Below are 21668 nucleotides of genomic sequence, written 5' to 3' on the forward strand. Positions count from 1 at the left end.
GTCCGCCACGTGACCCGCTCCGTGCCGTGCCCCGGACACGGCACGGCACCGGCTCAGGACCTGACCAGCAGCTGGAAGTCGAACGAGTAGCGCGAGGCGCGGTAGACGTGGGCCGCGTACTCCACCGCGCGGCCCGTGTCGTCGTAGGCGGTGCGGTGCATGGTGAGCAGGGCGGCGCCCTCCTGCTCGTCCAGACGGGACGCCTCCCCGGCGGTGGCCGAGCGGGCGCCGACGGTCTGCCGGGCGCTGTGCAGGGTGATGCCCGCCGCGCGCATCATGCGGTACAGGCCGGTCGACTCCAGCCGGGCGTCGTCCAGTTCCAGCAGGTCCGGCGGGAGGTAGTTGCAGAGGAGGGCGACCGGCCGGCCGTGGGTGTGGCGCAGGCGTTCGAGGAGAACCGTTTCCGCACCCTCGGGGAGGCCGAGGGCCGCCGCCACGCCGGGGGGCGCCGGGACCGTCTCGTGGCGGACGACCTGCGTACTCGGGCCCTGGCCGGCCGCCTCCAGGTCGTCGTAGAGGCTGCTGAGCTCAAGGGGGCGCCTGACCTGGCTGTGCACCACCTGGGTGCCCACCCCACGCCGCCGGACCAGCAGTCCCTTGTCGACGAGTGACTGGATGGCCTGGCGGACCGTGGGGCGGGACAGCCCGAGGCGTACCGAGAGATCGACCTCGTTGCCCAGGAGGTTGCCCGGGGCGAGGTCGCCGCGCGTGATCGCCGCCTCCAGCTGCTGGGCGAGCTGGTGGTACAACGGCACCGGACTGCCCCGGTCCAGGACGAAGTCCAGTGAGCCGATCGCGGGTTCGGTCAGGGCACGGGCCCGGTCACCGGTCTTCGCCATGGGCGTACCTTCCTGTTGAGGGCGCTGTCGAGGGCAGGGCCAGAGCCTCTCCGCTCGGACGACGCCGGGTCCGCGGGGTCCGGCATCGTCCGAGCGGAAGACCCCGGCCCGGGAGACGGGGGGTCAGGAGTTGCTCGGGAAGCCGAGGTTGATGCCTCCGTCGGACGGGTCCGGCCAGCGCGTGGTGATGACCTTGCCCTGCGTGTAGAAGGCGATGCCGTCGTTGCCGTAGATGTGGTGGCCGCCGAAGAGGGAGTCCTTCCAGCCGCCGAAGGAGTGGTAGCCCACCGGAACCGGGATCGGCACGTTGACGCCGACCATGCCCGCCTTCACCTCGAGCTGGAAGCGGCGGGCGGCGCCGCCGTCCCGGGTGAAGATCGCGGTGCCGTTGCCCCAGCGGGAGTCGTTGATCAGCGCGATGGCCTCGTCGTAGGTCTCCGCGCGGACCACGCACAGCACCGGGCCGAAGATCTCGTCCTGGTAGGCGTCCGCGGTCACCGGCACCCGGTCGAGCAGCGAGACACCGACGAAGAAGCCGTCCTCGTGCCCGTCGACCGTCAGGCCCGTGCCGTCGAGCACGACCTCGGCGCCCTGCGCCGCCGCGCCCGCCACGTACGAGGCCACCTTGTCGCGGTGCTCGCGGGTGATCAGCGGGCCCATCTCCGAGGCGGGGTCGTTGCCCGGACCGATGCGGAGCTTCTTGGCCCGCTCGGTGATCCGGCCGACCAGGTCGTCGCCGATGTCACCGACCGCGACCACGACCGACACGGCCATGCAGCGCTCGCCGGCCGAACCGTACGCCGCGTTGATCGCCTGGTCGGCAGCCAGGTCCAGGTCGGCGTCGGGCAGGACCAGCATGTGGTTCTTGGCGCCGCCCAGGGCCTGGACCCGCTTGCCGTGCTCGGTCGCCTTCAGCTGGATGTGGCGGGCGATCGGGGTGGAGCCGACGAAGGAGACGGCCTCGATGTCGGGGTGCTCCAGGATGCGGTCCACGGCCTCCCGGTCGCCCTGCACGACGTTCAGCACACCGTCCGGCAGGCCCGCCTCGGTGGCCAGTTCCGCGAGGCGGACGGAGGTCGAGGGGTCCTTCTCGGACGGCTTCAGCACGAACGTGTTGCCGCACGCGATGGCCAGCGGGAACATCCACATCGGCACCATGGCCGGGAAGTTGAACGGCGTGATGCCGGCGACCACGCCCAGCGGCTGGCGGATCGAGGCGACGTCGACGCGGGTGGAGACCTGTGTGGACAGCTCGCCCTTCAGCTGCACGCTGATCCCGCAGGCCAGTTCCACGATCTCCATGCCCCGCGCGACCTCGCCGAGGGCGTCGGAGTGCACCTTGCCGTGCTCGGCGGTGATCAGTTCCGCGATCTCGTCGCGGTGGGCGTCCAGCAGTTCGCGGTACTTGAACAGGATCGCCGTGCGCCTGGCCAGCGACGAGGTGCCCCAGGTCTCGAAGGCGTCCTTCGCGGCGGCGACGGCGGCGTCCACCTCGATGGTGTCCGCGAACGCGACCTGCTTCTCCTGGGCGCCGGTGGCCGGGTTCCAGACGGGGCCGAAACGGCCGGAGGTGCCTTCGACGGGCTTGCCGCCGATCCAGTGGCTGATGGTCTTCATGAGAGCGGACGACCTTTCACGTGCGGTGAGTTGAATCGGGAGCGGGGGCTCGAGTGCCGGGCCCGGGGTGAGGCAGGAGCGGTTCAGAGGTGCCGGCGGCGGCCGGCGACCTGGGCGTCGTACCGCTCGCGTGCCCGGACGGCGGCCTCGCGGGAGGCGACCTCGGCGACCGGCACGTCCCACCAGGCCTCGGCCGGGGGAGCGGTGGGCGCCGGGTCCGTTTCGACGTACACGCAGGTCGGACGCTCGGCGGTACGGGCCTCGGCCAGGGCGTGGCGCAGCTCCCGCACGGTTTTGGCGCGCAGCACGTCCATGCCCAGGCTGGCCGCGTTCGCCGCGAGGTCCACGGGCAGCGGGGCACCGGTGAAGGTGCCGTCCTCGGCCCGGTACCGGTAGGCGGTGCCGAAGCGCTCGCCGCCGGTCTCCTCGGACAGGCCGCCGATGGAGGCGTACCCGTGGTTCTGGATCAGCACCATCTTCACGGGCAGCCGCTCCTGGACGGCCGTGACGATCTCGGTCGGCATCATCAGGTACGTGCCGTCGCCGACCAGCGCCCACACGGGCGTGCCGGGCGCGGCCTGCCGGACGCCGATCGCGGCCGGGATCTCGTAGCCCATGCAGGAGTAGCCGTACTCGAGGTGGTACTGGCGCGGGCTGCGCGCGCGCCACAGTTTGTGCAGGTCGCCGGGGAGCGAGCCGGCCGCGTTGATCACCACGTCGGTCTCGTCCACGATCGCGTCCAGCGCGCCGAGGACCTGGGTCTGCGTCGGTACGGCGCTCTCGTCGTCGGCGCGGTAGGCGGCTTCGACGACCTGTTCCCAGCGCTCCTTGCCGGCGCGGTACTCCTCCTCGTACGCCGCGTCCACGCGGTGCCCGGCCAGTTCCCCGGCCAGCGCCTCCAGACCGGCCCGCGCGTCGCACACCAGAGTGCGCGCCGCCAGCTTGTGGGCGTCGAAGCCGGTGATGTTGAGGTTGAGGAAGCGCACGTCCGGGTCGGCGAAGAGGGTGCCGGAGGCGGTGGTGAAATCGGTGTACCGGGTGCCGACGCCGATCACCAGGTCGGCGGTGCGGGCCAGTCCGTCGCTCACCGCCGTGCCGGTGTGGCCGATGCCGCCCAGGTCGGCCGGGTGGTCGTGGCGCAGAGAGCCCTTGCCGGCCTGGGTGGAGGCGACCGGGATGCCGGTGGCCTCCACGAAGGCCTTCAGCGCCCCCTCGGCCTCGCTGTGGTGGACCCCGCCGCCCGCGACGATCAGCGGACGCCGGGCGGCCCGTACGGCCCGCACCGCCGCCTCCAGCTCGACCGGGTCCGGCGCCGGACGCCGTACCCGCCAGACGCGGTCGGCGAAGAACTCCTCCGGCCAGTCGTACGCCTCGGCCTGTACGTCCTGCGGCAGGGCGAGGGTGACGGCACCGGTCTCGGCCGGATCGGCGAGCACCCGCACCGCGTTCAGCGCGGACGCGATCAGCGCCTCGGGGCGGTTGATCCGGTCGAAGTAGCGGGAGACGGGACGCAGCGTGTCGTTGACGGACACGTCCGCCTCGACCGGATGCTCCAGCTGCTGGAGCAGCGGGTCCGCCGCGTGCGAGGCGAAGTAGTCGCCGGGGAGCAGCAGCACCGGCAGCCGGTTGACGGTGGCGAGCGCGGCGCCGGTGACCAGGTTGGTCGCGCCGGGGCCGATCGACGTCGTCACGGCCTGCGCCGACAGCCGGTTGAGCTGGCGGGCGTGGGCGACGGCCGCGTGCACCATGGACTGCTCGTTGCGGCCCTGGTGGTACGGCATGACATCGGCGTACTCGACGAGCGCCTGCCCGACGCCCGCCACGTTGCCGTGGCCGAAGATGCCCCAGGTGCCCGCGATCAGCCGGTGCCGTACGCCGTCCCGCTCGGTGTACTGGGCGGCCAGGAACCGCACGAGTGCCTGGGCGGTCGTCAGTCGGCGGGTGGCGGCGCTCATACGGACCTCTCGGGGGCGGTGTAGAGGGGCAGGCGGGGGTCGACGGGCTGGTCGGGCCAGGTGGAGCGGATCCAGGCGTGCTCGGGGTGGTCGCAGATCAGCCAGGCGCGTTCGTCCCCGGGGCCCGCCATGACGTTGAGGTAGTACATGTGGTGGCCGGGCACGGCCATGGACGGCCCGTGCCAGCCGTCCGGGATGAGCACCACGTCGCCGTCGCGCACCTCGGCCAGTACGTCCGTGTCCCGGCCCGGACCGGACGGGGAGACCCGCTGGTAGCCGAGGCCGGGGATGCCGTCGTGGTCCGCGAACTCGAAGTAGTAGATCTCCTCCAGCACGGACTCCTCGCCCGGCCGGTGCTCGTCGTGCTTGTGCGGCGGGAACGACGACCAGTTGCCGCCCGGGGTGATCACCTCGACCGCGATCAGCTTGTCGCACTCGAACCCCTGTCCCGCATCGCCTCCGGCGGGGGCCGCGGCCCCGAAGTTGTTGACCTGGCGGGAGCAGTTGCCGGTGCCGCGCAGTTCCACGGGGACGCCGGACGCCGGTCCGTAGCGGGCGGGCAGCCGCCGGGCGCAGCGGGCGCCGGTGAGCGCGAACCGTCCGCCGCCCGTCGACGTGACGGTCGCGCGGGCGTCGCGCGGTACGTAGGCGAAGTCGCTGACGCCGTCGAACACGCTCGTGCGGCCGGCGAGGTCGAACGTGTCGTGGCCGAAGTCGTCGGCGGCGGCGACCGTGCAGCCGCCGCTGAGCGGCAGCACGATCCACTCGCTCTCGCCGGTGTCGAAGGTGTGCGTGCCGCCCGGCTCCAGCTCCAGCACGCGCAGGCTGGAATGACTCCAGCCGGCCGACTCCGGAGTCACGTCGACGAGGTACGGGCCGGCCGGGGCACGGTCCGCGGGAAGGTGATGTGTCATGGCAGCCTTTCCGGTCACAGCAGGCTCACGGCTCACAGCAGGCTCATGTCTCACAGCAGGCTCACGGCCGTGTCCACCGCTTCCTCCACACTGCCCCCGGCCGGGTAGAGCAGTGAGCGGCCGACGACCATGCCCTGCACGGAGGGCAGCTTCAGCGCCTTGCCCCACCGCTCGTAGGCCGCCTCCTGGTCGCCGACCTCCCCGCCGAGCAGGACGACGGGCAGCGTGGAGGCGCGCAGGACCTCCGCCATGTCGTCGGCGTTCTCGGTGACGGGGAGTTTCAGCCAGGTGTAGGCGGAGGTGCCGCCGAGGCCGGAGGCTATGGCGATGGAGCGGGTGACGGCCTCGGCGGACAGGTCGTTGCGGACCTTGCCGTCGACCCGGCGCGAGATGAACGGCTCCACGAACACCGGGAGCCGGCGTTCGGCCATGGCGTCGACGGCGCGGGCGGTGGACTCCAGGGTGCTCAGGGAGCCCGGGTCGTCGTAGTCGATGCGGACCAGCAGCTTGCCCGCGTCGAAGCCGAAGCGCTCGATGTCCTCGGGGCGGTGCCCCGTGAAGCGGTCGTCCATCTCGAAGGCCGAGCCGGCCAGACCGCCGCGGTTCATCGACCCCATGACGACCTTGTTCTCGAGCGCGCCGAGCAGCAGCAGGTCCTCGAGGATGTCGGCGGTGGCCAGCACCCCGTCGACGCCGGGCCGGGACAGTGCGACGCACAGCCGTTCCAGCAGACCGGCACGGTCGGCCATGGCCAGGCGCCGGTCGCCGATGCCGAGCGCACCCCGCGCGGGGTGGTCGGCGGCCACGATCATCAGCCGGCCGCTGTCGCCGATCAGCGGACGGCGGGCTCGGCGGGCCGCCGCCTCGGCGACGGCCTCCGGATTCCGGGCCCGGACCGTGGGAAGGTCGGAGATGCTGAGGTTCAAGGAAGTACTCCGTTCAGGACTGGCTCGGCAGGCTCGTGCCGCCCGGCGGCACGACCCCCGCGAGGAGGTCCGCCACCTCGGCTTCGGTGGGCATGGCGGACGAACAGGCCAGGCGTGAGGCGACGAGGGCGCCGGCGGCGTTGGCGTGGCGCATGGTCCGCTCCAGGTCCCAGCCCGAGAGCAGACCGTGGCAGAGCGACCCGCCGAAGGCGTCACCCGCGCCGAGGCCGTTGACCACGTCGACCGGGACCGGCGGCACCTCGGCACGGGTGCCGTCGCGGTGCACGGCGAGCACGCCCCGGGGGCCCTGCTTGACGACGGCGAGCTCCACGCCGGCCGCCAGCAGCGCCTCGGCGCAGGCCTCGGGCTCGCGCACTCCGGTGGCGACCTCGCACTCGTCGAGGTTGCCGACCGCGACCGTGGCGTGCCGCAGGGCCTGACGGTAGTAGGGACGGGCTTCGTCGGGGTCGCGCCAGAACATCGGGCGCCAGTCCAGGTCGAACACGGTGGTACCCGCCTTGGCACGGGCCTCGAGCGCGTCGAGCGTCGCCGAGCGGCTCGGCTCCTCGCTCAGACCGGTGCCGGTGATCCAGAAGATCCCGGCCTCGCGTACGGCGGCGAGATCCAGCTCGGCGGTGTGGATCTCCAGGTCGGGAGCCTTGGGCCGGCGGTAGAAGTACAGCGGGAAGTCGTCCGGCGGAAAGATCTCGCAGAAGGTGACCGGCGTCGGATACGCGGCGACCGGGGTGACCCACCGGTCGTCGACGCCGAAGTCCTTCAGGGCCTCGTGCAGATAGGTGCCGAAGGGATCGTCTCCCGTACGGGTGATCACGGCCGTCGAGCGGCCGAGCCGGGCGGCGGCGACCGCCACGTTCGCGGCCGAACCGCCGAGGAACTTTCCGAATGTTTCGACCTTTGTCAGCGGAACGCCGGTCTCCAGTGGGTAAAGGTCGACCCCGATGCGGCCCATGGTGATCAGGTCGAAATACTGTGGTGCGTCTGAGTCGGTCATCGAGCGAAGCTCCTCGAACTGCTGGGGATGCGGGTCCCGAGGTGCCCTGCCACGGTGGGGACGTGGAAGCCAGGGACCTGCCGCCCCTCAGGTGTAGGTCTCGGAGGGCGGCCCTGTCAATAGTTTGTACTTACATTCGGACTAGCTGGTGAACTGATGTCTTAACAAAGTATTGACAGAGTGCGCGCCAGGGGATTTGATCCCGTCCCAACACGCCAGGTGTTTCGCACGACGACACAGACCCGGACGTCCGAGGCTCCGGGGAGGATTCTCGGACCCGCCCTTTTTCCGCGTAGCACAGTGAGGTGCAGGCAAAGATGGACCGCTCTTCTCAGAACCGCCCCCGCAGAATCGCGCCCTTCGTCGCGGTGGCCGCGGCGGCCGCGCTGACCCTCGCCGGCTGCTCCAGTGGCTCCGGTGGCAAGAAGGCCGAGGAAGGCGGCGGCGACGGCGCATCGGCCGGCAAGGCGAACACGCCGCAGATGACGGTCGCCCTCGTGACCCACCAGGCGCCCGGCGACACGTTCTGGGACATCGTCCGCAAGGGCGCCGAGGCCGCCGCGGCCAAGGACAACGTCAAGCTCATCTACTCCGCCGACCCGAACGCCGGCAACCAGGCCAACCTGGTGCAGAACGCGATCGACCAGAAGGTCGACGGCATCGCCGTCACCCTCGCCAAGCCGGACGCGCTCAAGAGCGTCCTCGGCAAGGCGGAGAAGGCGGGCATACCCGTCGTCGGACTCAACTCCGGACTGAGCGACTGGAAGGACCTCGGCCTGCTGGAGTTCTTCGGCCAGGACGAGTCCGTGGCCGGCGAGGCCTTCGGCAAGAAGCTCAACGAGGTCGGCGCCAAGAACACCGTCTGTGTCATCCACGAGCAGGGCAACGTCGGCCTGACCCAGCGCTGCGACGGCCTGAAGAAGACCTTCGAGGGCAACACCCAGATCCTCAACGTCAACGGCGTCGACAGGCCGTCGGTGAAGTCGACGATCACCGCCAAGCTCAAGCAGGACTCCTCCGTCGACTACGTCGCCACCCTCGGCGCACCCTTCGCGCCGACCGCGGTGCAGTCGGTGGGCGACGCCGGCAGCAAGGCGAAGGTCGCCACCTTCGACCTCAACAAGGACCTGACCAAGGCGATCAAGGCCGGCGACATCGAGTTCGCCGTGGACCAGCAGCCCTACCTCCAGGGCTACCTGGCCATCGACGGCCTGTGGCTCTACAAGAACAACGGCAACTACAGCGGCGGAGGTGAGCAGCCGGTGCTGACCGGCCCCGCGTTCGTCGACAAGTCCAACGTCGACGCGGTCTCCGAGTACGCCGCGAAGGGCACTCGGTGATGAGCATGACCCGACAGGCTGAGCCGGCGGTGACCCCACCGCCGGCCCCCGGCCCGAAGGCGAACGACGGCCGCACCACGCGGCGCACGCCGGCCCGTCGGCTGCTGGCCCGTCCCGAGGTCGGCGTCTTCCTCGGCGTCGTGGTTGTTCTGGTGTTCTTCCTGATCGCCGCCCCGCCGATGCGGGACAGCAGCTCGATGGCGAACATCCTGTACCAGTCCTCGACCATCGGCATCATGGCCCTGCCGGTGGCACTGCTGATGATCGGCGGCGAGGTCGACCTCTCGGCCGGCGTCGCCGTGGTCACCTCGGCCCTCACCGCGAGCATGCTCGCCTACCAGCTGTCCATGAACATCTGGGTGGGCGTCATCGCCGCCCTCGCGGTGTCCCTCGCCATCGGCATGTTCAACGGCTGGTTCCTGATGAAGACGGGCCTGCCCAGCTTCCTCGTCACCCTCGGCACCTTCCTGATCCTCCAGGGCATCAACCTGGCCGTGACCAAGACGGTCACCGGGAACGTCGCGACCGACGACATCAGCGACATGGACGGTTTCGCCCAGGCCAAGGCCCTCTTCGCGTCCAGCTTCGAGGTGGGCGGCGTCCAGGTGAAGATCACCATCGTGTGGTGGCTCGTCTTCGCCGCCCTCGCCGCCTGGGTGCTGCTCCGCACCAAGTACGGCAACTGGATCTTCGCGGTCGGCGGCAACAAGGAGAGCGCCCGTGCCGTCGGCGTGCCGGTGACGTTCACCAAGATCTCCCTGTACATGCTGGTCGGCTTCGGCGCCTGGTTCGTCGGCATGCACCAGCTGTTCTCCTTCAACACCGTGCAGTCCGGCGAGGGCGTGGGCCAGGAGCTCATCTACATCGCCGCCGCGGTGATCGGCGGCTGCCTGATGACCGGCGGCTACGGCTCCGCGATCGGCCCGGTCTTCGGCGCCTTCATGTTCGGCATGGTGCAGCAGGGCATCGTCTACGCCGGCTGGAACCCGGACTGGTTCAAGGCCTTCCTCGGCGTGATGCTCCTCGGCGCCGTCCTCATCAATCTGTGGGTCCAGCGCACGGCGACCCGGAGGTGACCGCAATGACCGACGACACGACCGGCACCCACGGTGCCGTCCTGCAGGACACCGCCCCCGACGGGGAGCACCCCCTGGTCGAACTCCGCGGGGCCGGCAAGTCCTACGGCAACATCCGCGCCCTGCACGGGGTCGACCTGAGCGTCCACCCCGGCCGCGTGACCTGCGTGCTCGGCGACAACGGCGCCGGCAAGTCCACCCTCATCAAGATCATCTCCGGGCTGCACCAGCACACCGAGGGCGAATTCCTCGTCGACGGCACCCCGGTACGGTTCTCCACCCCGCGCGACGCCCTCGGCAAGGGCATCGCCACCGTCTACCAGGACCTCGCCGTCGTCCCCCTGATGCCGGTGTGGCGCAACTTCTTCCTCGGCTCCGAGATGACCAAGGGCCCCTGGCCGCTGCGCCGTCTCGACATCGAGCGGATGAAGAGGACCGCGGACGAGGAACTGCGCAACATGGGCATCGTCCTCGACGACCTCGAACAGCCCATCGGAACGCTCTCCGGCGGCCAGCGCCAGTGCGTGGCCATCGCCCGCGCCGTCTACTTCGGCGCCCGCGTCCTCATCCTGGACGAGCCCACCGCCGCGCTCGGCGTCAAGCAGTCCGGCGTGGTCCTGAAGTACATCGCCGCCGCCCGCGACCGCGGCCTCGGCGTCATCTTCATCACCCACAACCCGCACCACGCCTACATGGTGGGCGACCACTTCAGCGTCCTGCGCCTGGGCACCATGGAGCTCTCCGCCGCCCGCAGCGAGGTCTCCCTGGAGGAACTCACCAACCACATGGCCGGCGGCACCGAACTCGCGGCCCTCAAGCACGAGCTGGCACAGGTGCGCGGCGTCGACGTCGAGGAGCTCCCCGAGGAGGGAGACCTCCAGGCCCCCGCAGTGGCATCCCCGGAAGGAAAGACCTGACATGGCAGTCGCGCTCGACCGCATCCGGGTGGGCTCCGCCCCCGACTCCTGGGGCGTCTGGTTCCCCGACGACCCCCAGCAGGTGCCCTGGCAGCGCTTCCTCGACGAGGTCGCCGAAGCCGGCTACTCCTGGATCGAACTCGGCCCCTACGGCTACCTCCCGACCGACCCGGCCCGCCTGGCCGACGAGGTGAAGAAGCGGGACCTCAAGGTCTCCGCCGGCACCATCTTCTGCGGACTGCACCGCGGCCCCTCCGAGTGGGAGTCCACCTGGGAGCAGGTCAGCCGGGTCGCCTCGCTCACCCGGGCCATGGACGCCGAGCACCTCGTCGTCATCCCGTCCTTCTGGCGCGACGACAAGACCGCCGAGATCCTGGAGTCCCCGGAGCTCAGCACCGAGCAGTGGGGCCACCTGGCCAAGGGCATGGAACGCCTCGGCCGGGAGGTGCGGGACACCTACGGTCTCGACATCGTCGTCCACCCGCACGCCGACACCCACATCGACACCGAGGAGCACGTCGAGCGTTTCCTCGACTCCACCGACTCCTCCCTGGTCAACCTCTGCCTCGACACCGGGCACTACGCCTACTGCGGCGGCGACAGCGTCAAGCTGATCGAGACCTACGGCGAACGCATCGGCTACCTGCACCTCAAGCAGGTCGACCCGGACATCCTCGCCGACGTGGTCGCGAACGAGATCCCGTTCGGCCCCGCCGTCCAGCGCGGCGTGATGTGCGAACCGCCCGCCGGGGTACCGGAACTGGGCGCGGTCCTGACCGCCGCCCAGAAGCTGGACGTGGACCTGTTCGCGATCGTCGAGCAGGACATGTACCCCTGCGAGCCGGACAAGCCGCTGCCGATCGCGGTGCGCACCCGCAAGTTCCTCCGCTCCTGCGGCGCCTGACCCCGGCGCCCGGCCCCCTGGAACCCGCCCCCCCCCCGGAAAGGGAGGCGAGAACCGTGCACGGGAACGAACCCCTGGGAATCGCCGTCATCGGCACGGGCCGCATGGGCGCGGACCACGTGCGCCGGATCGACCGGGTCATCAGCGGTGCGCGGGTCGCCGCCGTCGCCGACACCGACGCGGAACGGGCCAAGGCGGTGGCCGCCGGCATCGACGGCTGCACCGTACACACCGACCCGGCCGCCGCGATGGCGGCGGCCGGCGTCGACGCCGTGCTCATCGCCTCCCCGGGACCGGCCCACGAGGCCGCCCTGCTCGCCGCGTTCGAGCGGGACCTGCCCGTCCTGTGCGAGAAACCGCTCACCCCCGACGCCGCTTCCGCGCTGCGCGTCGTAGAAGCCGAACAGGCACTCGGCCACCGCCGCGTCCAGGTCGGCTTCATGCGCCGCTACGACGCCGAGTACGTCCGTCTCAAGACGCTGCTGGAGACGGGGCAGCTGGGCCGGCCCCTGATGCTGCACAACAGACACCGGAACGTGGCCAGTTCACCCTTCTTCACCAGCTCCATGCTGATCACCGACTCCGTCTCCCACGAAGTGGACGTCACCCGCTGGCTGTTGGGCCAGGAGATCACGGCGGTCACGGTGCACGCCCCCGGATCCTCCTCCGGGGCGCCCGACGGGCTGCGCGACCCGCAGTTCGTCGTCCTGGAGACCGACGGCGGCGCGCTCAGCGACGTCGAGATCTTCGTCAACTGCGGCTTCGGCTACCAGGTCCAGGCCGAGATCGTCTGCGAACGCGGCACCGCCCGTGTCGGTGACGGCCACCACCTGGTCGCCCAGGCGGCCGGCCGCTGGGGCGGCACCATCACCCAGGACTGGACCGAACGCTTCGACCGGGCCTATGACGACGAGCTCCGGGCCTGGGTCGACACCACCCGCCGGGGCGAGGTCGGCGGCCCCAGCACCTGGGACGGTTACGCGGCGGCCGCCGTCTGCGAGGCCGGAGTCCGCGCCCTGGAGGAGGGCGGCCGGGTGGAGGTCGAACTGGCGGAGAAACCGGCGCTGTACCGGTGAGGTGATGTGACGTCCCCGGCGCATTCTGTGGGGACGCTGCGTGCGGGTCGGCGAGTGGTGCTGGACCCACTGCTGACCATGCCGCCCGGTGCTCAGGTCTCCGAGCCGGACCGGCCGTGGCGTGGTCCGGTGCGGGTGTCGAGGGCATCTCGCGGAGCACCCGCTTTATCCACAGCGGTGCCGTCCGCGCGTATGCCGTGATCCGGATGCCTGTGGACAGCGAGTGATCGCTGTCCAGGGCGTGCGGCGGCATCTTCCAGCGAAGCCGGTGTCCGGGAGAAGACGACCGCCGCATCGACCGGGTCGACGCCCGGCACGCCCTCCGGGGCTAGGCGGTCGCGCTCGGCCGCTGCAGAGGCAGTTCTGCTCGCCGTACCGCGCCGGAGGCCAGGGCGATGACCACGCCCAGGCCGGCGAAGGTTCCGCAGCCGACGAACACCGGGGCTGCGCCCCAGGCTCCGATGGCGGCGCCGACCAGCGGATAGCTGAGGGGCGCGAGACCGACCATGGTGAGCATGACGACAGAGGTGACCCGGCCGAGATAGGCGGGGTCCGCCGCAGTCTGTATCAGGGCGTTGTCCAGGCTGCCGAAGACGCCGGCGCTCAGCCCGATCACCACGGCCAGCACTACAGCGATCCACAGGGCCGGTACCAGCGCGATGGTGGCGGCTCCCACGCAGCCGACAAACAGTGTTCCCGCCATCATCAGGCCGGCGTGGGGCAGCCGGCCGGCGACGGTGAGCAGCATGGCGCCGGCCGCCGCGCCCGCGCCGAAGCCGCTGACGATCCAGCCGTAGCCGGAAGGGCCCCAGCCGCGCTCGGCGTTGAGGAGCACCATGCCGACATTGAGGGTGCCGGTGAGGCCGAGCTCGCAGACGGCGCCGGCGGTGACGAGCGGACCGATGAGTCGGTGGCGACGGATGTAGCGCAGGCCGTCGACTAGGTCCTTCCACGCCGTGCCGGGTTCCGACCGCTCCTCGCCGCGCGTGTCGAGGGGCCGCATCCGTATCGTCAGCAGAAGTGGCAGGGACAGCGCGAAGAGCAGGCCGGCGACGGTGAAGGCGGCCGCCGTGCCCCCGAGTCCCATGGCCAGGCCGCCGATGGGCGGGCCCGCGATCTGGCTGAGGCGAACCGACAGGGAGCGCATGCCGGTGACACGGGCCAGCTGGTCGGGGCTGGTGATCCGGGGCGGGAGGGCCCCGATCGCGGGTACGAACAGCGCGTCCACGGCGCCGAAGACGAGCGCCACCGCGACCAGGGTCCACAGGGCCGGTGACGTCAGCGCGATACCGGCGGCCACCGAGAGAATGAGGAGGCAGCGCAGAGCGTCGCTGCCGAGAAGTACCCGGCGGGGGTCGAGCCGGTCGGCCAGCACGCCCCCGCCGAGCATCAGTAACGCCCGCGGCAGTGCTCCGGCGGCCATGACGAGGCCGACCTCGGTGGGGCCGCCGGCCTTCTGGGCGGACCAGCCGAGGGCGACGAAGTACACGCTGTCGCCCACAAGGGAAGCGGTGTACGCGGTGAGCCAGCGCAGCACGTTGCCGTCGCGGTAGGCCGGCTTGGTGGCGCTTTCGGGCAGGATCGTTCCTGCGGGGACCACGGTGGGCTCCAGGAGGTCGGGGCGGCCGTGTCAGGGCCGGAACGGAAAGCCGTAGAGGTGCACGGACACGTGCTCGCGGTCCTCGGTGTCGCCGACCGCCTTGGCGGCCTTGCCACGCTCCCGCCAGCGTCGGGTCAGTGCCTCGAGCTCGTCGCTCATCTCGGCGAGTTCGGCGGGGGTCAGGTCGAGCATCCATTCGGAGCTGAAAGCGGCGTCGGTCCACGCCTTGCCCCAGGCGGCCTTCTGGTCCAGATAGGCACGGTACTGGGCGGTACGGTTGTCGAGGATGCCGCGGGTCACGGCGCCGGCGGCAGCGGCCCCTTCGGGCGTGCCCGCGAAGTCCGAGTGGCGGAAGCCCCAGCCCTCCTCGGACGCCACCTGCCACCACCGCTCACGACCGTCGGTGCTCCGGCCGCTCGCCTCGCTCACGAAGCCGTGCTCGGCGAGCTTGCGCAGGTGGTAACTGACCAGCGACGGCGCCTGGTCGACCTGCTCGGCGAGCTGTGAGGCGGTCGCCGTGCCCGCGGCGAACAGCAGCCGGTAGAGCTGCATCCGCAGTGGGCTGGTGAACGCCTTCAGCCGGGACAGGTCGGTGATCTGCTCGGGCTCGCGCTTCGGTCGCATGCCCTCACCGTAGATATGAAGCAGAATTTGCGCAATATAGTTTTCGGAAATGCGCGGTGGGGAGCCCGGCGACCCCTCGCTGCCTGTACCGTTTGGCGTCATCGCCGCCGACCGCGCGCCCAACTCGCGTACAGCAGAATCAAGTTCGACTGCCTGAGACGCCGCGCGGAACCCGATCAGAATGGTGGCCAAGTTCCTGGCCCGGCGCCGCCGGTATTGTCCCCGCAGCGGCCTGCGGCGGTGTCGTAGGAAAGGCTTCGCCCTGACCCGTAGGTGATCCCGTCCCCCTCCTCGGCCGCGTCCTTCTCACGGCCGGCAGCAGCCTTTCGTCGCACTGCCTGACCTGGGCTTCTGCTTCATTCTGACCTACGATCGCACGACCGCGAAAGGAGATCTCGATGGACCGGAACATCCGCACGGTGGACGATGTGCTCAGGCTCCTGGACGGCCTGTTCGTGCCGGAGGCCGACCGCTGGACGGTCGGCGCAGCCTCCTGGTGGGACGGTTTCTATGCCGATCGCTCCAAGCCGGTCCCGTTCTTCGTGGCGAAGCCGGACGAGAACCTGGTCGCGTACCTCGACCACGGCTTGATCACCGCGGGGCGCGCCCTCGACCTGGGCTGCGGACCGGGCCGAAACGCACTCCACCTCGCCTCGCTGGGCTTCGAGGTGGACGCCGTCGACCTCTCCCCGACGGCCATTGCCTGGGCCGAGGACCGCGCCCGGCAGGCAGGGGCCAAGGTCCGATTCCGCTGCGGTGACGCCTTCACCCTCCACGACACCGACCTCAGCGGCCCGTACGACCTGATCTACGATTCCGGCTGCTTCCACCATCTGCCGCCGCACCGCCGCATCAGCTACCTCACCCTCCTCGACCAAGCCCTCGCGCCCGGCGGCCTGTTCGCCCTCACCTGCTTCGCGGCCGGCGAGATGGGGTCCGAACTCCCCGACACCGACTTCTATCGCCAGTCCCGCCTCCATGGCGGCCTGGCCTACACACCGGAATCCCTGCGTTGGATCTTCTCCGACCTGACGGAGGTCGAACTGCGCCGCATGCACGACGAACCGCCCGAGTCCCCCCGCTTCGGCGAACCCTTCCTTTGGACAGCCCTGTTCCGCCGCGCCGCCCGGCCGTGACTGCCGCGCGCCGCGTCCGGGGCCCGGTCGCCTGATCCACCGAAGGACAGGACTCAGAGGAGAGGAATACGCACCTCACGGGAACCCGAGGGCCGGAATCGTCACCAGGGCCTCGGCGTGGCGGAGTTCGCCCAGTTCACCGGAGAAGAGCAGCTCGTGCAGGCGCCGGGTGACCGGGTGGAAGAGGTAGTGGAAGGCCTCCATGAAGACCCCGCCGGACCGCGCGGCCGCGTCCCGTACCTCCTCCGCCTCCTCGGCGTTGCTCGCAGCCGGCTTCTCGGTGAGGGCGTGCTTGCCCGCCTCCAGCGCCGCGAGGTTCCACGGGCCGTGCAGGCCGTTCGCCGGCGGGTTGTAGACGACGTTTACTTCGGGGTCGCCCAGCAGCTCGGCGTACGAGCCGTGCACCCGCTCCACCACGTGCGCCGCGGCGAACGCCTCGGAGCGGGAGCGGTCGCGGGCGGCCACCGCGACGAGGCGATGACCACCCGCACGGGCGGGGACGATCAGGGAGCGCTCCGTGATCCGCGCGGCCCCAGGATGCCGATCCGCAAGGGCTTGGAGCCCTTGACCGATTCTGTTCGCGGCCCGGGTATGCCCCCGGTGTCTCTCACACCTGTCGTACCTCCTGGATGGTGACGGGGCGGTGCTCGTGCAGGGACAGGGTGCACGCGTCGGCGATCCAGCCCGCCTCCAGGGCGTCCGCCACAGTGCACGGGGACGGCCGGGTGCCGGCCACGACCTCGGTGAACGCGGTGAGTTCGGCGCGGTAGGCGGCGGTGAAGCGGTCCATGAAGAAGTCGTGCGGGGTGCCGGCAGGGAAGGCCACCCCGGGCTCCACCGACCGCAGCGGCAGCTTGTCCTCCAGCCCGACCGCGATGGAGTCGGTGAAGCCGTGGATCTCCATGCGGACGTCGTAACCGCGGGCGTTGTGGCGGCTGTTGGAGACCACGGCGATGGTGCCGTCGTCCAGGGTGAGGACCGCCCCGGTGGTGTCGGCGTCGCCCGCCTCCTTGATGTAGTCGGCACCCCGGTTGCCGCCGACCGCGTACACCTCGGTCACCTCGCGGCCGGTGACCCAGCGGATGATGTCGAAGTCGTGCACGGAGCAGTCGCGGAAGATGCCACCGGAGGCGGCGATGTACGCGGCCGGCGGCGGCGCGGGGTCCAGCGTGGTCGAGCGCACGGTGTGGAGCTTGCCCAGCTCCCCGCTTCGCACGGCCTCCCGCGCGGCGACGAAGCCGGCGTCGAAACGGCGGTTGTAGCCGATCTGGATCGGCACGTCCCGGCCCTCGACCGCCTTCAGGACCTGCACGCCCTCGGCCATCGTGCGGGCCACCGGCTTCTCGCAGAACACGGGGACGCCCGCCTCGACACAGGCGAGGATCAGCCCCGGGTGGGCGTCGGTCGCCGCGGCGATCACCACGCCGTCCACGCCGGCGGCGAGCACGGCCTCGGGGGAGTCCGCGACCTCGGCGTCGAACCGTTCGGCGGCGGCCTTCGCGGCGTCCGCGAACGGGTCGGAGACGACGAGCGACTCGACGGCGTCGAGTCCGGAGAGGGTCTCGGCGTGGAAGGCGCCGATGCGGCCGAGACCGAGGATTCCGATGCGCATGGGGGTGGTGCTCCTTGGGTGCGGGGTGAGCGGGGTGAGCGGGGCGTGCGGGGGGTCGTACGAGCGGGGAAGGCGGTCAGTCGAGGCCGCCGAGGACGTTCTGGTCCCAGTCGATCACAGAGCCGGTCACCACGCCGGACCGGTCGGACAGCAGCAGGACCACGAAGTCGGCGATCTCGTCCGGCCGGCCGAGTCTGCCCATCGGCAGCCGGGCGGAGGCCCGCTCGCGCCAGTCGTCGCCCGCGCCGTGGAAGGTGCGCTGGGTGGCGTCCTCGCCCTCGGTGGCGGTCCAGCCGATGTTCAGCCCGTTGATCCGGATCCGGTCCCAGCGGTGGGCGTGCGCTGCGTTGCGGGTCAGGCCGATGAGGCCGGCCTTCGCGGCGACGTAGGGGGCCAGGAAGGGCTGCCCGCCGTGCGCCGACGAGGTGATGATGTTGACGATCGTGCCGGGTTCCTCGCGCCGCACCATGTCCGCGACGGCGGCCTGCATGGCGAAGAACGGTGCCTTGAGGTTGATCGCGATGTGCTGGTCGAACAGCTCCGGGGTGGTGTCCAGCAGTGTTCCGCGCGAGGTCAGCCCCGCCGAGTTGACCAGGCAGTCGACCCGGCCGTACGCCCGGACCACCTTGGCGACGGAGTCCTTGGCCTGTTCGGCGTCGGCCAGGTCGGCGCGGACGAACATCGCCCTGCCGCCCGTGGCGGCAAGCTCCGCCACCAGGGCCTCACCGGGTGCGGGGCGGCGCCCGGTGACGGCCACCGCCGCTCCCTCGCGCACCGCGGCCCGCGCGACGGCGGCACCGACGCCCTGGCTGCCGCCGTTGACGAGGACGATCCTGTCGTCGAGAAGTCCCATGCCGTTCGGGGTCCTTTCCGTTCCTGAGCCGGTCGCGCGGGAGAGTGGGACGGGAGGGTGGGAGGCGGAGCGCGGTGTCAGCTCTCGCGCCGCTCGGTGCCGGCCCGCAGTGCCTCCCGCAGGGTCCGCACGGTCCAGCCCTCGCGCAGCGCCCGCCGGACGAGGTCCGCCTGCGAGGGCGGGGCCATACCGTCGACCGGCGGGTCGTTGTCGAGGTTGGTGGGGAAGGGGTAGCCCTCGGCGCTCGCCGCGATCACGTTCTCCTGCCACTGCTCGCCGGCGCCCTCGGCCCGTGCTCTGAGCAGCACCGGGTAGACGGCTGCCGTCACGGTCTCGCGGTCCACCGTCTCCATGGCACGCCCGAACGCGGAGGACACCTGGAGCAGGTTGGCCATGCGCCGGATGTCCGCCGAGCGGTTGGCGCCGGCGGCGTGGAACAGGGCCGGGTTGAAGAAGACCGCGTCGCCCTTGGCGAGCGGCAGCTGCACGTGGTGTTCCTCGAAGTACTCCTGGAACTCGGGGAGCCGCCAGGCGAGGTAGCCGGGCCCGTACTTCTGCGAGTGCGGCAGGTACAGCGTGGGGCCGGACTCGACGGGCATGTCGCAGTGTGCGACCGCGCCCTGCAGGGTGAGCACGGGGGAGAGGTGGTGTACGTGCGCCGGGTAGGCGGCGGCGACCTCGTTGGAGAGGAAGCCGAGGTGGTAGTCGCGGTGCACGGTCTGGGCGGCGCCACCCGGGTTGACCACGTTCACCTGGGAGGTGACCTGGTAGCCGGGGCCGAGCCAGGCCGCGGACACCAGGGCGATCACGTCGTTGGCGTAGTAGTCGGCGAATGCCTGCGGGTCGTGGAGGGCGGCCTTCTCCAGGGCGTTCCACACCCGGTCGTTGGCGCCCGGCTTGGCGAAGTGGTCGCCGGAGGTGGCACCCGTGGCACGCTGCTGGGCGATCAGGGCGTCGAACACGGCGGTGGCCCGGTCCACGACCGCCGGGTCGGGGAAGGCACCCCGGACGACCACGATGCCGGGGCCGTCGGTGAGGGCGCGCACCAGCTCGGCCTGAGCCTCGCGGCGGTCCGCGAGGGCGAGCCGGTCGGCGTCGTAGAGCAGCACGTTCCGTTCCACGGCGGCCGCGAGCGGGTGGGCGGCACGGTCCGTGGTCCGCTCGACCAGGGCACGGAAGGCGTCCAGGTCGCAGTCCTGCTCGGACAGCCAGGGCCGCTGCTCGGCGGACGGCTGGACCGGGGTGGAAGCGGTGGAGAAGGACATGGTCGTCCTTTCGGGTCACGGGGGGACTCGGCTCTGTCATTCTTGTCAGTACAAAGCCTTCGGGCAACCAGCAGCCAGCCATCAAAAACCCCTCAGAATTCTCAGGAGCCGGTCGTATGGGCCATCCCTTCCCGATCAGGGAAATCGCACGTCAGGCAGGGTTGAGCGAGGCCACCGTCGACCGGGTGCTCAACGGCAGGGGCGGAGTACGGGACAGCACCGCGCAGGAGGTGCGCCGGGCGATCGCCGACCTGGACCGGCAGCGCACCCAGGTCCGGCTGGTCGGCCGTACGTTCATGGTGGACATCGTGATGCAGTCGCCCGAGCGGTTCTCCACCGCCGTGCGGGCCGCCCTGGAGGCCGAACTGCCCGCGCTGCACCCGGCGGTGGTCCGCTCCCGCTTCCACTTCCGCGAGACCGGCCCGGCCGACGGACTGACCGGCGTCCTCGACCGGATCGCCCGGCGCGGTTCGCAGGGGGTGATCCTCAAGGCGCCGGACGTCCCCGGGGTCACCGAGGCCGTCGGACGGCTCGCCGCCGCGGGCATCCCGGTGGTGACCCTGGTGACCGACCTGCCCACCAGCGCCCGCGTCGGCTGCGTCGGCAGCGACAACCGGGCGGCCGGCGCGACCGCCGCGTACCTCGTGGGCCAGTGGCTGGGGGAGCGGCCCGGCAATGTGCTCACCAGCCTCAGCAGCGGATCCTTCCGCAACGAGGAGGAGCGCGAGATGGGTTTCCGCAGCACCATGCGCGCCCGCCACCCCCGGCGCACCCTCGTCGAGATCGCCGAGGGCCAGGGCCTGGACGCGACCCAGTACGACCTCGTCCGGGCCGCCCTGGACCGCGACCCGGACATCCGTGCCGTCTACTCGATCGGCGGCGGCAACATCGCGACCCTGCGGGCCTTCGAGGACGCCGGGCGCGAGTGCGCCGTGTTCGTGGCCCACGACCTCGACCACGACAACGCCCGGCTGCTGCGCGAGCACCGGCTGTCCGCGGTGCTCCACCACGACCTGCGCCAGGACCTGCGCGAGGCCTGCCACATCGTGATGCGCGCGCACGGCGCCCTGCCACCGGCCGGCCCCACCCTCCCCTCCGCGATCCAGGTGGTCACCCCCTACAACATGCCGCCCGGCACGGTGGCCGGGTGACGGCTCGCGGTGCAGGAGCCGCGGCCCGGGCGTGTATCCCCGTCCGGCGGGCCGGGGCTGCCCAAGGGCTGTCCCGTGATCCCCGGCGGGCGCGCGACGCCGGCTACGGCACCTCGCCGCGTTGTCGGAACGTCCACATACATCCAGTATCCGAACGCCCCTCCGTCTTGCGACGCACCGCATCCGACGCCGCGCGCTGGTCCACCACGGATCACGGGACAGCCCTTACCGTCGTGTGCATGAGGAAACCGACCCCGGAAGGCGGGCCCGAGCGGCTGGTGACCCTCGCCGACGGCGTGTTCGCCATCGCCATCACCCTGCTCGTCCTGGACCTCTCCGTGCCGCAGGGGCTGAGCCCCGAGGAGTACCACGACGCTCTGCGCGAACTGCTGCCCCACCTGGGCGCCTACGCGGTCAGCCTGGTGGTGCTGGCCGGCTTCTGGCGCGAGCACCGCGCGATCTTCCGCACCGTCCGGCAGGTGGACGGACAGGTGATCTCGCTGACCGTGCTCGGCCTGGGCATCGCGGCACTGCTGCCGTTCCCGACCGCGCTGATCTCGGAGTACGGCGACGAGCGCGTCTCGGTGGTCATCTACTCGGCGGCGGTCGCCGCGCTCGGCGGGGTCCACCTCACGCTGGCCGTCCTCCTCGCCGGACGCCCCTGGCTGCGCGGCGACGCGGCCCCGGCGCGGGACGAGAAGCTCTCCATCGCCGACCTGGGCTCGACGGTGGCAGTGTTCCTCGTGACCATCCCGCTGGCGCTGGTCGTCGGGCCCGCCGCCATGTGGTGGTGGCTGGTGCTGGTGCCGCTGAAGGTCTGGCTGGGCCGCCGGGAGAGCGCGGCCCGCTGA

Annotated in this window: 19 protein-coding genes and 1 pseudogene; 8 read left to right on the plus strand and 12 right to left on the minus strand. The window is 71.3% G+C overall.

Going from position 1 to position 21668, the window contains the following annotated elements:
- Positions 1 to 53 precede the first annotated feature (53 nt).
- The 6 genes from V4Y04_RS33505 to iolC all read right to left on the minus strand — a co-directional run bounded on the left by V4Y04_RS33505 (position 54) and on the right by iolC (position 7263).
- On the minus strand, positions 54 to 839 hold the full coding sequence (locus V4Y04_RS33505; protein WP_332432083.1) for a GntR family transcriptional regulator: 786 nt from the start codon (positions 837 to 839) through the stop codon (positions 54 to 56).
- Positions 840 to 962: 123 nt separating this feature from the next.
- On the minus strand, positions 963 to 2456 hold the full coding sequence (locus V4Y04_RS33510; RefSeq protein ID WP_332432084.1) for a CoA-acylating methylmalonate-semialdehyde dehydrogenase: 1494 nt from the start codon (positions 2454 to 2456) through the stop codon (positions 963 to 965).
- Positions 2457 to 2539: 83 nt separating this feature from the next.
- Entirely contained in the window at positions 2540 to 4411 is a 1872-nt protein-coding gene (gene iolD / locus V4Y04_RS33515; RefSeq protein ID WP_332432085.1) for a 3D-(3,5/4)-trihydroxycyclohexane-1,2-dione acylhydrolase (decyclizing), read from the minus strand.
- Entirely contained in the window at positions 4408 to 5325 is a 918-nt protein-coding gene (gene iolB / locus V4Y04_RS33520; RefSeq protein ID WP_332432086.1) for a 5-deoxy-glucuronate isomerase, read from the minus strand. The genes iolD and iolB overlap by 4 nt, the downstream gene beginning before the upstream one ends.
- Before the next feature lie 50 nt (positions 5326 to 5375).
- On the minus strand, positions 5376 to 6251 hold the full coding sequence (locus tag V4Y04_RS33525; protein ID WP_332432087.1) for a Cgl0159 family (beta/alpha)8-fold protein: 876 nt from the start codon (positions 6249 to 6251) through the stop codon (positions 5376 to 5378).
- A gap of 13 nt (positions 6252 to 6264) precedes the next feature.
- On the minus strand, positions 6265 to 7263 hold the full coding sequence (gene iolC / locus V4Y04_RS33530) for a 5-dehydro-2-deoxygluconokinase (RefSeq protein WP_332432088.1): 999 nt from the start codon (positions 7261 to 7263) through the stop codon (positions 6265 to 6267).
- Positions 7264 to 7580: 317 nt separating this feature from the next.
- Between iolC and V4Y04_RS33535 the strand changes: the two genes are divergently transcribed.
- From V4Y04_RS33535 to V4Y04_RS33555, 5 genes are read left to right on the plus strand one after another with little or no spacing between them, the layout of a single operon-like run.
- Positions 7581 to 8603 carry a sugar ABC transporter substrate-binding protein gene (locus V4Y04_RS33535; protein WP_332432089.1) on the plus strand — a complete coding sequence of 341 codons (1023 nt, stop codon included), beginning with the start codon at positions 7581 to 7583 and terminating at the stop codon, positions 8601 to 8603.
- Positions 8603 to 9679, plus strand: a complete 1077-nt coding sequence (locus V4Y04_RS33540; protein WP_332432090.1) for an ABC transporter permease — start codon at positions 8603 to 8605, stop codon at positions 9677 to 9679. Before V4Y04_RS33535 ends, V4Y04_RS33540 begins: the two co-directional genes overlap by 1 nt.
- 5 nt (positions 9680 to 9684) lie before the next feature.
- Positions 9685 to 10596: an ATP-binding cassette domain-containing protein gene (locus V4Y04_RS33545; RefSeq protein WP_332432091.1), complete on the plus strand. Its 912-nt coding sequence runs from the start codon at positions 9685 to 9687 to the stop codon at positions 10594 to 10596.
- Position 10597: 1 nt separating this feature from the next.
- On the plus strand, positions 10598 to 11500 hold the full coding sequence (locus tag V4Y04_RS33550; RefSeq protein WP_332432092.1) for a sugar phosphate isomerase/epimerase family protein: 903 nt from the start codon (positions 10598 to 10600) through the stop codon (positions 11498 to 11500).
- A 56-nt stretch (positions 11501 to 11556) separates the two neighbouring features.
- Positions 11557 to 12576 (plus strand): Gfo/Idh/MocA family protein, encoded by a 1020-nt coding sequence (locus V4Y04_RS33555; protein WP_332432093.1) that lies wholly within the window; start codon positions 11557 to 11559, stop codon positions 12574 to 12576.
- Between the two features lie 328 nt (positions 12577 to 12904).
- Here the strand turns inward: V4Y04_RS33555 and V4Y04_RS33560 are convergent, their stop codons facing one another.
- Positions 12905 to 14176: an MFS transporter gene (locus V4Y04_RS33560; RefSeq protein ID WP_332432094.1), complete on the minus strand. Its 1272-nt coding sequence runs from the start codon at positions 14174 to 14176 to the stop codon at positions 12905 to 12907.
- A 30-nt stretch (positions 14177 to 14206) separates the two neighbouring features.
- Entirely contained in the window at positions 14207 to 14800 is a 594-nt protein-coding gene (locus tag V4Y04_RS33565) for an ArsR/SmtB family transcription factor (protein WP_332432095.1), read from the minus strand.
- A 398-nt stretch (positions 14801 to 15198) separates the two neighbouring features.
- Between V4Y04_RS33565 and V4Y04_RS33570 the strand changes: the two genes are divergently transcribed.
- On the plus strand, positions 15199 to 15936 hold the full coding sequence (locus V4Y04_RS33570; protein ID WP_332432096.1) for a class I SAM-dependent methyltransferase: 738 nt from the start codon (positions 15199 to 15201) through the stop codon (positions 15934 to 15936).
- A 90-nt stretch (positions 15937 to 16026) separates the two neighbouring features.
- On the opposite strand, the pseudogene V4Y04_RS33575 reads toward V4Y04_RS33570, so the two are convergent.
- The 4 genes and pseudogenes from V4Y04_RS33575 to V4Y04_RS33590 form a co-directional block, all read right to left on the minus strand.
- Positions 16027 to 16487, minus strand: a pseudogene (locus V4Y04_RS33575) (Gfo/Idh/MocA family protein); the annotation flags it as partial.
- A gap of 56 nt (positions 16488 to 16543) precedes the next feature.
- The gene (locus tag V4Y04_RS33580) at positions 16544 to 17548 is read right to left on the minus strand and encodes a Gfo/Idh/MocA family protein (RefSeq protein WP_332432097.1); all 1005 of its coding nucleotides are present in this window, start codon (positions 17546 to 17548) and stop codon (positions 16544 to 16546) included.
- A gap of 76 nt (positions 17549 to 17624) precedes the next feature.
- Positions 17625 to 18401, minus strand: coding sequence for an SDR family oxidoreductase (locus V4Y04_RS33585; protein ID WP_332432098.1), 777 nt, complete (start codon positions 18399 to 18401; stop codon positions 17625 to 17627).
- Positions 18402 to 18478: 77 nt separating this feature from the next.
- Positions 18479 to 19666 (minus strand): phytanoyl-CoA dioxygenase family protein, encoded by a 1188-nt coding sequence (locus tag V4Y04_RS33590; RefSeq protein WP_332432099.1) that lies wholly within the window; start codon positions 19664 to 19666, stop codon positions 18479 to 18481.
- A gap of 116 nt (positions 19667 to 19782) precedes the next feature.
- Between V4Y04_RS33590 and V4Y04_RS33595 the strand changes: the two genes are divergently transcribed.
- Both V4Y04_RS33595 and V4Y04_RS33600 read left to right on the plus strand, forming a co-directional pair.
- Positions 19783 to 20817: a LacI family DNA-binding transcriptional regulator gene (locus tag V4Y04_RS33595; protein ID WP_332432100.1), complete on the plus strand. Its 1035-nt coding sequence runs from the start codon at positions 19783 to 19785 to the stop codon at positions 20815 to 20817.
- 239 nt (positions 20818 to 21056) lie between these two features.
- Entirely contained in the window at positions 21057 to 21668 is a 612-nt protein-coding gene (locus V4Y04_RS33600; RefSeq protein WP_332432101.1) for a TMEM175 family protein, read from the plus strand.

The organism is Streptomyces sp. P9-A2 (assembly GCF_036634175.1).
Taxonomy (GTDB): Bacteria; Actinomycetota; Actinomycetes; order Streptomycetales; family Streptomycetaceae; genus Streptomyces; species Streptomyces pratens.